Below are 10,638 nucleotides of genomic sequence, written 5' to 3'. Positions count from 1 at the left end.
AAACCTGACGGCGGCCCGTCTGGCCGCTACCGTCCTGGGTTGGGGCTGGGCGGGCAGGGTAGTAGTTTTTTTGCTGGCTTTATTACAGGGCTCGTTGCCTGTCATCCCCTTTTTTCTGCTCGCTTCCGGAGCCGGGCTGGCTTATGGATTCTGGCAGGGAGCTTTTCTGGTATGGAGCGGGGCCGTCCTGGGTTGCCTTTTGCCCTTTTATCTGGCGCGCTTCCTGGGCTACCAGTGGGCCCAGACCTATCTTGACAAAAAGGGCTGGCACTTTCAGGCCAGACCAGCTTTTGGCTTCATGGCTGTTCTAACCGGCCGCCTGTTTCCCGTGGTACCTTCCTCGGTTATAAACATTCTGGCCGGTCTCAGCCCTCTTTCCGTCCCGGTGTTTCTGTCAGCCACCGCCCTGGGTAAATTGCCCTGGACCTTGATGTATGCTGGTCTGGGGCGACTGCTGACTAAAGGAGAGCTGCCTCTCGGTTATATCCTGATAGTTGTCAGCTTTTTGCTTATCGGCTTTACTCTTGTCTACCTGAAGTATCAAAAAAACCGCTTACTCCGGGAAAAACCGGAATAAGCGGTTTTTTTACTTGACGATCAGCACCGGACAGGGGGCCAGGTGGGCTACTTTACTGCTGATACTGCCCATAAACAGGCCTTTGACTGCTCCCAGCCCCCGGCTGCCCACTACAATCATATCATAGCCTTCATATTCTGCCACCTTGCAGATGACGGTAGCCGGGTGACCATATTTGCTCAGGGTTTGCACTTCAAAGCCATCAATGCGGAAGAAATCCCGGGCCCGGGCCAGTACGGTTTCAGCATTGATGCGAGCCTGTTCCTCGAAGACAGCGGGGCTGATTTCCCCGGCCTGATGGGCCAGAACATTGTTGGGAATATCAATAACATAGAGAACTGTTATTGCCAGGCTACCATTGAGCCGCAATAAATCCTTGACGGCTTTCAGGGCTTTATCAGAGTGGCGCGACCCGTCCACTGCCACCAGGATTTTTTTCATAGGCTATCCCTCCGCTTCAGCTTATTAATATTATCTTAGCCGCTCAGGGAGAAAATTACAAGCGGGAAAGCAATTGTATGAATATTTGATAAATTACGGCGATTGGCCGCTATCTTTATTGTAATCTTTGACAGGTTGTGGTATAATGTTGCCAGCAATTTAACATGCTATTACTGTCCTTTGGATAGGAGGTGATTATGTGCTAAAAGGTGTGCTCACAGCAGTTCACGTACTATTGTCCCTGGCTTTGATCGCCACTGTTCTTCTCCAGTCGGGCCGCAGTGCCGGTTTATCTGGAGCTATCGCCGGTGGGGCCGAGTCCATTCTGGGGAAGAAAAAGGGATTGGATGAACTACTGCACAAGCTAACCACCTTTGTAGCCATCGGTTTCATGGTGACTTCACTGGTTCTGGTTATCTTGTCCAAGTAGAAAAATCCCAAGGAACATAGGGACGAGGAGGGCGAGTGCAGGTGTCTTTACTCAATTCTGTGTGGGCTATCGTAGCAGGTTTGCTCGGTTTGGCTTTTGCCGGTTATCTGGCAGCCAGTGTTCTGAAAGAACCCCAGGGAACCGAGCGCATGAAAGAACTGTCCCAGGCTATTTTTGAAGGGGCAATGGCCTATCTCAACCGGCAGTACAAAACCCTGATTCCTTTTGCGGCTGTTATCTTCCTGGCCTTATTCTTTACTCGTGGGCAATCCTATGCTGTCTCCTTCCTGGTAGGGGCAGTCTTTTCCGCTCTGGCCGGTTATGCCGGTATGACCATTGCTACCAAATCCAATGCCCGGACTACCCAGGCCTGTATCGAAGGGCTGGACAAAGGGCTGAGCGTGGCTTTCCGCGGTGGCGCGGTGATGGGGATGTCCGTTGCCGGTCTGGGGCTGTTTGGTGTGTCCATTCTCTATTATTTTTATGGTGATCCGGAACTGATTGACCCCTTTGCCTTTGGGGCCAGTGCGATCGCTCTGTTTGCCCGGGTCGGTGGTGGTATCTACACCAAGGCAGCTGACGTGGGGGCTGACCTGGTGGGTAAAGTAGAAGCCGGGATTCCGGAGGATGACCCGCGCAACCCGGCGGTTATCGCTGACAACGTTGGTGACAACGTAGGGGACACCGCCGGTATGGGTGCAGACCTCTACGAGTCCTATGCAGCGACTACTATTGCTGCCATGTTGATCGGGGCTACTTCCATGGAAGGCGAGCTGAAAATCGCCGGCGTTATCTTCCCGCTGCTGGTGGGTGCAGCTGGTTTGATCGCTTCCATCATCGCCAGCTTCTTTGTCAAGATGGGCCCCGATGGCAACCCGCAGGCTGCCTTGAATAAAGGTTTGTGGGGTACCAATATCATCACCGGTATTGCTACCTGGTTCCTGGCCAGCTCACCGGAATTCTTCGGCAAGTTCACCGAGAAATCCGATACCTTCCCCCTGGGAATGCCTCTGGGTATCTTCCTGGCGGTAGTAGCGGGTCTGGTGGTCAATGTTGCTATCGGTTATATCACTGAATACTACACCTCCTATCAAAAGGCTCCGGCCAGGGAAATTGCAGAATCCTCCCAGACCGGCCCGGCTACTAATATCATCAGCGGTCTGGCTGTAGGTCTTAAGAGTACCATGTTGCCCATTTTGGTCATCGTAGCGGCGACCTTTATTGCCCATAACCTGGCTGGCATCTATGGTATCGCTATGGCAGCTATGGGCATGCTCTGTACAGCCGGCATGGTGGTAGCCATCGACTCCTTTGGTCCGGTGGCGGACAATGCCGGTGGTATTGCGGAAATGGCGGAACTGGGTCCGGAAGTGCGGAAGAAAACCGACAAGCTGGATGCTGTTGGGAACACCACTGCTGCTGTGGCCAAGGGTTTTGCTATCGGTTCGGCGGCTCTGACCGCCCTGGCGCTGTTCAATGCCTTTGCTGAAAAGGTAATATCTGCCGGCAAGATTCAGGGCGAATTTGCACTGAACTTGCTGGAGCCCACTATCGTTATCGGTCTCTTTATCGGTGCAGCTGTACCTTTCCTCTTCTGCGCCCTGGCCATGAAGGCTGTGGGCACTGCCGCCTTTGAAATGATCGGGGAAGTGCGGCGGCAGTTCCGGGAAATTCCCGGCCTGATGGAAGGTAAAGCCAAGCCCGATTATGCTCGCTGCGTGGATATCAGTACCAAGGCTGCGATTAAGCAAATGATCGCTCCTGGCCTGCTGGCTGTGGTCAGTCCCCTGGTTGTTGGCTTTATCCTGGGAGCCAAGGCTCTGGGTGGTTTCCTGGCTGGAACGACTGTGGCCGGGGTGTTGCTGGCCATCTTTATGGCTAACTCCGGTGGCGCCTGGGACAATGCCAAGAAATACATCGAGACCGGACAGTATGGTGGTAAGGGTTCTGATGCCCATAAAGCCGCTGTTATCGGGGACACTGTCGGTGACCCCTTCAAGGACACTGCAGGTCCTTCCTTGAACGCTTTGATCAAGGTTACCGGTACTATCTCCTTGATCATTGCGCCTTTCCTGAATCTGTAATTCAGATTGATTTTAATACGATTTGAGTTAAGAAAAGGGCACTTTGTTTGCTAGTTAAGCAAGGCAAAGTGCCTTTTTTATTTCATAACCGGTCTACTGCCAATCCGTTAAAGTCAAAAAAGTCTATTGGAGTGAGGTTAGGTGGGGGACAAAAATTTCTTTAATATCCAGAAACAATTGTTAACTCTCTATCTATGTATAGCAGTGGGGGGGATAGGTATGGGAGTAGTTATTCCTCTTATCCCTCTGACCCTGCGGGACCAGGGCATAAGTACAACAACTATCGGGCTAATCGCAACCACTATGTCGGTGAGCGGAGCTCTGTTTGCAGTACCCATCGGAAAACTGGTAGATAAGTTCGGCAGCAAGGTTGTTCTGCTGACAGGTTTGGCTATCTACGGGGTTTGTATGCTGATTTTTCCCTTTGCGAAAACAATAATTTCTTATTATATAATAAGAGCTATTGAAGGTATTGGCTGGGCTGCTATATGGGTAGGAACCGAAACTATAATTAACCTGTTGAGTAGTCCGGAAGACCGGATTCGTAACCTTGGTTTGTATGGGGTATTTACCGGTTTGGGAATCGGTGTAGGGCCTCTCCTGGGAATGACTGGAGTGGAAAGGTTCGGTAATTATTTTCCATTTATAATAGCCTTTATCATTTCCCTCCTGGCCATGTTGATGGTCCTCATTTTTGTGGAGAACATTAAGGCGAGCTATAAGAAAGAAAAACAGGTGGATAGTTATTTAATTTTAGGGTTAATCCAACTTCCCTTACTGGCTGCTTTTCTTTATGGAGTAACCGAAACAACGGTAACCTCCTTTCTGTCCCTTTATCTCCGTGAACTAGGTCTTAACAGTGTTGAGACGGGGACAATTATTACCATCTTTGTGCTGGGGGGAATTGCAGTACCTCCCTTAGTGGGATTCTTTGTCAAGGGTTTAAACAAGTTTATCATACTTTTGGCTGCGGGATTAAGTTTGACGGCATGTACTCTGGCCTTCCCCTGGTTTAAAACTTCTCTATTATTGAACGGGGGAACCTTGATTCTCGGTGGCAGTGCGGGGCTTTTGTATGTAACGGCCTTGTCTATAATAGGTGACCGAGTTGACAGAAGCCACATGGGCACAGGCAACGCTTTGTTTACCAGTTTGTACGGGATAGGAAGTATTGTTGGTCCGATAACGGGAGGAGTCAGTTACCAGTATTTCGGGCCCAGGTTTATATTTTATCAGATTGCTGCCATGGCTGCAGTTGGCTTGATTCTTATATTGATAATCAGGTTAACTAGTTTGATTTACCGTAAAGTTTTAGGCGAAAAAGAGACTATTGGCAAGGGACGTGAGTCTTAGGGGCGGTCTGACCGGTTTGAATTTTGCTCGTAATTATGGTTCTTTGAAGACCTACCACTTGTTCTATTTTCCCTCCTTGTCCCATAAGATGTAATGGACAATCTATTGGGAGGGAAAAGACAATGAAACAGAAACTGGCCTTAATAATGATGCTGGTTCTGTTGCTGACAGTAACCAGCGGCTGCAATGGCGTCAAGGGGGCGCTGGCCTACCTGCTGGGCAGCAAGCCAGTAGCTACACAGCCTCAGCAGGGGGGAGAAAAACCCCTCTGGCTGGGTAAACCGGAAGAGGCTCAAAAAAAAGTGCCGCAATTAAAAGAAGTACTGGTGTATTTCCCGGATGCCCGGGGGCAGCTAATCGCAGAACAGCGGCAGGTGGACAAAAATCAGGGGATCGGCAAAGGAGCGCTGCTGGAATTGCTCAAAGGGCCCAAACAACATGGATTATATCCGGCGGTACCGGCAGGGACGAAATTGCTGGGATTGAAAATACAGCAGGATGGGCTGGCGGTGGTTGATTTTTCCCGGGACCTGAAAGCTAATTTTAAAGGCGGCAGCCAGCAGGAAATTACCACCCTCTGGAGTATTGTAAATACTTTGGGGCAGTTCCCTACTGTCAAAAAGGTACAAATTCTGGTTGAGGGTCAAATCATTGAAACTTTAGGCGGGCATGTGGAAATCAATCAGCCCTTAGAACCTGATCAGACATTAGTTCCGGCAGGAAAAAATTAGGCCGCAAGGCCTTTTTTCTATTTTTCTGGCAGGAAAATAGCGAAGCTTGTAGAAGTTTTAACAAAATGGCTAATCTGTGAGCGAAGAGGGGGAGGAGAATGACAAAAACTCGCAAGATTTTTCATCTTCTGCTACTCATTTCCCTGTTCTGGCTGTTATTGCCAGGTTGGGCCATAGCCAGCGGTACAGCAACGGTAACGGGGACAAAGCTGAATATTCGCCAGTTTCCCTCGACAACAGCAAAAATTCTTGGGCAAGTCAAAAAGGGGGACAAGCTACCGGTTTTCAGTCAAAAAGGAGACTGGCTGCAGGTCAAATTTGGCAAACAAACAGGCTGGGTTTTTAAAAGTCTGGTTAGTTATCAGGCGGCTAATTCCCAGACCACTGCCGTTCGACCAGTACAACAGCAAACAACAACTTCTGGAACAGGCAGCAATTATGCGACAGTAACGGGGACAAAGCTGAATATTCGCCAGTTTCCTTCGACAACAGCAAAAATTCTTGGGCAAGCCAAAAAGGGGGACAAGCTACCGGTTTTCAGTCAAAAAGGAGACTGGCTGCAGGTCAAATTTGGCAAACAAACAGGCTGGGTTTTTAAAAGTCTGGTTAGTTATAAACTGGCTCAGCCGGAGGCAAAACCGGTTAACCAGGCTCCGGCTGCCGTGCAGAAAACAGTTTATGTAATCGCTACTACCGTCAATCTGCGGACTGGCCCGGGCACTAACTACGCCAAAGTAGGGGTAGCCAGACAGGGGCAGGAATTAAAGGTGGTTGCCCGGCAAACAGCCAGTGACGGCAAGATATGGTACAAGCTGGCTAATAACGCCTGGGTAGCAGGCTGGCTGGTGCAGGAAAAACCGCAGGTAACGCCTGTCAGCAGTCAACCTCAGGACAAACCTGAACCGGAACCGGTGCCAAACCTGCCGCCAGCTGAGCAGGGCCTTTATATTGACATCAGGGCCATTAAAGAAGGGGATGGCACCAGGATTAAGGTTTATGCCAACAGCTCTGTTACCGATCAGGTAGTGCTGGAGAAACAGGATAGACAGTGGAAAGTGATACTGCCAGGGGCGAAATTACTCAATCCTTTCGATGGGGCGGGACAAAGCTGGCCCGGGCTGGAATTACTCCAGGTCCAGCAGCTGGAAGATGATGCTGCTGGGGTAGTGCTGACAGCAGTATATAGCAGTGTTTATGCTCCGGTGCTGATTCCCGGTCAGGATGGGCGCAGCCTGGAGATTCTGGTAGGTCTGGGCCGTCTGCAAGGACGCACGATTGTGATTGATCCAGGTCATGGTGGTACTGACCCCGGTGCCATCGGCGGGGTGCTGAAGGTTAAGGAAAAGGATGTAAACCTGGCTATCGCCCAGCGGGTACGGCGGTATCTGGCGGAAGAAGGGGCCCAGGTCATCATGACCCGGGAAGGGGATACCTACCCAACCCTGGCGGAACGCTATACCCTGGCCAACGACCAGCAGGCCCAGCTCTTTGTGAGCATCCACGCCAATTCCAATACTAGCAGCAGTGTTTATGGTTCTGCTACCTATTACAACAATGAAAACCGGACTTCTGAGGAAATTGCTGCCCGTCTCAAACTAGCGCAACTGATTCAGGAAGAGATTTTGAAAATCCCAGAGCGCAAGGCCTTTGGAGCCAATAATGGCGTCTGGCTGGACAGCAGGGGCCTGGCGGTTTTGCGCGGCACCAGGATGCCCAGTGTGCTGGTAGAAACGGCCTTCCTCAGCAATCCTACCGAGGAGCAGCTCCTTAATGATCCCGGTTTTCAGGACCAGATAGCCCGGGCCATTGCCCAGGGAATAATTCGCTATTTCACGGAATAAGGGTTCATCAGCACCTCTGTGCAGCAGAGGTGTTTTCTTTTATTTTTGGTGCATATTATATTCAGAAAAAATTTTGCAGTTAGCAGGAAAAAGCCATAGACTTGTCGAATTGGACTAATACATTAGTCCAATGTTCCATTAGAAAGGTGGTGAAGGAATGAACCTGAAAATTGAAATAGATCGCAAGTCTGGAGTACCGATCTACATACAGCTCAAAGAAGGAATCAAGCGTTTGATCGAGACCGGCTACTGGGAAGCGGGTCAGAAGATTCCCACCGAGCGGGAACTGGCGGAAATGCTCAATATCAGCCGCAATACCGTCAGCATGGCCTATAAAGAGCTGGAGGGGGAAGGGATTCTGGTTTCTACCCAGGGTCGGGGGACGTTTATTACCGATTCTGATGCTGTTCTGCGCCAGGAGGGGCGGAAGGAGCGGTTATTGCGGATAATCGATGTGGCTCTGGAAGAGGCGGCGGAAATGGGCTTTTCCCTGGATGAATTTGTGGCCATTGCCCATGTGCGGGCCCGGGAGAAGAAAGAGATGCTGGCCCGCATGAAAATCGCTTTTGTGGAATGTAACCGGGAACAGCTGGACTATTTTAGCCGGGAAATGCATCTGGGTATGGGGATTACCATCCTGCCCATCCTGCTTGAGGATTTTCGCCGCCAGCCGGCAAAAATCAATCAGGTGCTGGAAAATGTCGACCTGGTGGTCTCTACCTTTTTTCATTTGCAGGAAGTCAAGCAACTGGTGGCCGACAAGAAAAAGACGGTGCTGGGCATCGCTCTAAATCCGGAGATTGAAACGATTGTCCGCATTGCCCGCTATCCCCAGGGTAGTAAACTGGCCATTGTTTGCCTCTCCGAGACTTTTGCGGCTAAAATCAGAGCGGCCCTGAAACAGGCCGGACTCAATCATTTGCAGCTGCTAACATCAATAAGTCATGACGAGGCTGAATTGACTGCTCTCCTGCAGGACGTGGATGCAGTGATTGTTTCTCCCAACCGGAAAAAGGAGATTCAGACACTGGTTCCCCGGCTGGATGTCATTGAAATGAGGTTTTTACCTGACCCTGAAACTATCAATGTAATAAAATCGGCTTTACTGGAGCTTAAAGATAAATAGAGGTGATTGCTGTGGATAAATTTGCCCCCATAGGTGTATTTGATTCTGGAGTGGGCGGCCTGACTGTTGTCAGGGAGCTGTTGAAACATCTGCCAGCAGAAAATGTGATTTACTATGGAGATACCGCCCATGTCCCCTATGGGTCAAAAACCAGGGAACAGTTACTGGCTTATGGCCGCGGTATTATGGAGTATCTGACTGCTGCCGGAGTAAAACTGGTGCTGGTGGCCTGTAATACCAGCTCTTCTTTGACCCTGGAGGCTCTGGCGGCGGAATTTCCTGTCCCGATGATCGGCATGATCAAACCCGGGGCCAAAGCGGCAGCAGCAGCCAGTAAAAACGGGAAAATTGGAGTGATTGCTACAGAAGCCACCACCCGCAGCCAGGCTTATCCGGCGGCGATCAAAGCTCTGCGGCCCGAGGCGGAGGTGCTGGGACAGGCTTGCCCCAAATTCGTTCCGCTGGTGGAGAGTGGTCGCTTTGATACAGAGGAAACGGTTGAGGCGGTGCGCGAATATGTCCTGCCCTTACTGGCAGAGGGCATAGATACTCTGGTTTATGGTTGTACCCACTATCCTTTCCTGGAGCCGGTGATTCGCCGGCTGGCAGACAGTAACCTCACCCTGGTGGATCCGGCCCAGGCAGTGGTGAGGGAAGCGGAGCAGCTGCTGGCCAGCAGAGGACTGGCAGCAGAAGGGGGGCAGGGTCAATATCGCTTTGTGGTCAGCGGGGATCCCCTGCAATTTCAGCGGGTAGGAAAAATTCTGCTGGGAGATATTATAAAACAGGTGGAAAAGGCAGACAGGTAACGGGGAGGATTCAGTCATGGCAAGAAAAAACAATACCCTGGTTCTGGGGGTAATAGGTGCTGATGTTCACGCTATTGGCAACAAAATTCTGGACCACGCTCTGACCGCTGCAGGATTTAAAGTGGTAAACATAGGGGTAATGGCCACTCAGGAGGAGTTTATCAATGCCGCCATTGAGACCGATGCCGCCGCTATACTGGTGGGTTCGCTGTATGGGCATGGTGAGCTGGACTGCCGGGGGTTAAGGGACAAGTGTATTGAAGCCGGGATTGGGGATATCCTGCTTTATGCTGGCGGTAACCTGGTTGTAGGTAAACAGGATTTCGCTTCGGTGGAGGCGCGCTTCAAAACGATGGGTTTTAATCGCGTTTATCCACCGGGCACATTGCCGGAAGTGGTAATTCGAGACCTCCGGCAGGACTTGGGGGAGGGAGAATCCAATGACAGCGAGGGCCCTCTTGGTTGATTTCGGCAGCACTTACACCAAGGTAACGGCAGTAGACCTGGAAAAACGGTGTTTACTGGGAACGGCCAGAGCCTTTACTACCGTTCAGGAGGATATTAATATCGGTTTGACCAGGGCCTGTCGCCAGCTGGGTGAAGAGCTGGGAGAAGATCCGCTGACTTACCCCCATAAACTGGGCTGTTCCAGTGCAGCCGGGGGTTTAAAGCTGGCGGCAATCGGACTGGTACGGGAATTGACAGTGGAAGCGGCCCGCCTGGCTGCCCTGGGGGCTGGAGCGCGGCTAACCCATGTGTTTTCCCGTTTTCTTACTCCGCAGGATGTGGAACAAATGGCTGCTACACCTCCTGATATTATCCTGCTGGCCGGAGGAACCGATGGAGGAAACAGGGAGACGATCATTGCCAATGCCCACACTCTGGCTGCCGGCTCTTTACGGGTACCGGTGGTGGTTGCTGGCAATAAAGTGGCAGCGGCTCAGGTGGCGGAGATTCTCAGCCAGGCCGGTTTTCCCGTGCGGGTGACGGAAAATGTTATGCCAGAACTGAATCAGCTCAATGTGGAACCGGCCCGGGAAACCATCCGGGAAGTCTTTCTGGAACGGATTATTGCCGCTAAAGGGCTGGATAAGGCAGAAACATTGCTGGGGATTGTAATGCCTACCCCGGCAGCAGTATTACAAGGAGCGCGGCTGCTGGCAGAGGGGACTCCAGGCCAGAGGGGCTGGGGGGAGCTGCTGCTGGTGGACATTGGCGGGGCCACTACGGATGTGCATTCCATTGC

11 protein-coding genes are annotated in these 10,638 nt (G+C 51.3%); 10 read left to right on the top strand and 1 reads right to left on the bottom strand.

From position 1 onward, the window contains the following. The coding region (locus JDF658_RS07095; protein WP_079906982.1) for a TVP38/TMEM64 family protein at positions 1-577 on the top strand (577 nt) is incomplete at its 5' end. A gap of 9 nt (positions 578-586) precedes the next feature. Here the strand turns inward: JDF658_RS07095 and JDF658_RS07090 are convergent. After that, positions 587-1,018: a universal stress protein gene (locus JDF658_RS07090; RefSeq protein ID WP_079906980.1), complete on the bottom strand. Its 432-nt coding sequence runs from the start codon at positions 1,016-1,018 to the stop codon at positions 587-589. 199 nt (positions 1,019-1,217) lie between these two features. On the opposite strand from JDF658_RS07090, the gene secG reads away from it, so the two are divergent. From secG to JDF658_RS07045, 9 genes are all read left to right on the top strand, one after another. Further along, positions 1,218-1,448 carry a preprotein translocase subunit SecG gene (gene secG, locus JDF658_RS07085; RefSeq protein WP_078665915.1) on the top strand — a complete coding sequence of 77 codons (231 nt, stop codon included), beginning with the start codon at positions 1,218-1,220 and terminating at the stop codon, positions 1,446-1,448. Between the two features lie 41 nt (positions 1,449-1,489). Next, positions 1,490-3,532: a sodium-translocating pyrophosphatase gene (locus JDF658_RS07080; RefSeq protein ID WP_107752991.1), complete on the top strand. Its 2,043-nt coding sequence runs from the start codon at positions 1,490-1,492 to the stop codon at positions 3,530-3,532. 141 nt (positions 3,533-3,673) lie between these two features. Beyond that, positions 3,674-4,885 carry an MFS transporter gene (locus tag JDF658_RS07075; RefSeq protein ID WP_143311968.1) on the top strand — a complete coding sequence of 404 codons (1,212 nt, stop codon included), beginning with the start codon at positions 3,674-3,676 and terminating at the stop codon, positions 4,883-4,885. A gap of 122 nt (positions 4,886-5,007) precedes the next feature. Next, positions 5,008-5,616: a GerMN domain-containing protein gene (locus JDF658_RS07070; RefSeq protein WP_079906977.1), complete on the top strand. Its 609-nt coding sequence runs from the start codon at positions 5,008-5,010 to the stop codon at positions 5,614-5,616. Between the two features lie 98 nt (positions 5,617-5,714). Beyond that, positions 5,715-7,457 (top strand): N-acetylmuramoyl-L-alanine amidase, encoded by a 1,743-nt coding sequence (locus JDF658_RS07065; protein ID WP_079906975.1) that lies wholly within the window; start codon positions 5,715-5,717, stop codon positions 7,455-7,457. 157 nt (positions 7,458-7,614) lie between these two features. Continuing rightward, on the top strand, positions 7,615-8,583 hold the full coding sequence (locus JDF658_RS07060) for a GntR family transcriptional regulator (RefSeq protein ID WP_079906974.1): 969 nt from the start codon (positions 7,615-7,617) through the stop codon (positions 8,581-8,583). An 11-nt stretch (positions 8,584-8,594) separates the two neighbouring features. After that, positions 8,595-9,392 carry a glutamate racemase gene (gene murI / locus JDF658_RS07055; RefSeq protein WP_078664326.1) on the top strand — a complete coding sequence of 266 codons (798 nt, stop codon included), beginning with the start codon at positions 8,595-8,597 and terminating at the stop codon, positions 9,390-9,392. 16 nt (positions 9,393-9,408) lie between these two features. Next, entirely contained in the window at positions 9,409-9,858 is a 450-nt protein-coding gene (gene glmS, locus JDF658_RS07050) for a methylaspartate mutase subunit S (protein ID WP_078664325.1), read from the top strand. Continuing rightward, positions 9,833-10,638, top strand: an 806-nt coding sequence (locus JDF658_RS07045) for a glutamate mutase L (RefSeq protein WP_200805652.1), incomplete at its 3' end; no start/stop codon positions are given. The genes glmS and JDF658_RS07045, both read left to right, overlap by 26 nt.

The organism is Carboxydocella sp. JDF658, assembly GCF_002049395.1.
Taxonomy (GTDB): Bacteria; Bacillota.
Note: the sequence above shows the minus strand (reverse complement) of the source record. Positions and strands in the feature narration are given on the sequence as shown.

Excerpts from the sequence above, each read along its gene's own strand:
- JDF658_RS07090 (WP_079906980.1), bottom strand. The coding sequence starts at position 1,018 with ATGAAAAAAATCCTGGTGGCAGTGGACGGGTCGCGCCACTCTGATAAA.
- JDF658_RS07070 (WP_079906977.1), top strand. The coding sequence starts at position 5,008 with ATGAAACAGAAACTGGCCTTAATAATGATGCTGGTTCTGTTGCTGACA.
- JDF658_RS07065 (WP_079906975.1), top strand. The coding sequence starts at position 5,715 with ATGACAAAAACTCGCAAGATTTTTCATCTTCTGCTACTCATTTCCCTG.
- JDF658_RS07060 (WP_079906974.1), top strand. The coding sequence starts at position 7,615 with ATGAACCTGAAAATTGAAATAGATCGCAAGTCTGGAGTACCGATCTAC.
- glmS (WP_078664325.1), top strand. The coding sequence starts at position 9,409 with ATGGCAAGAAAAAACAATACCCTGGTTCTGGGGGTAATAGGTGCTGAT.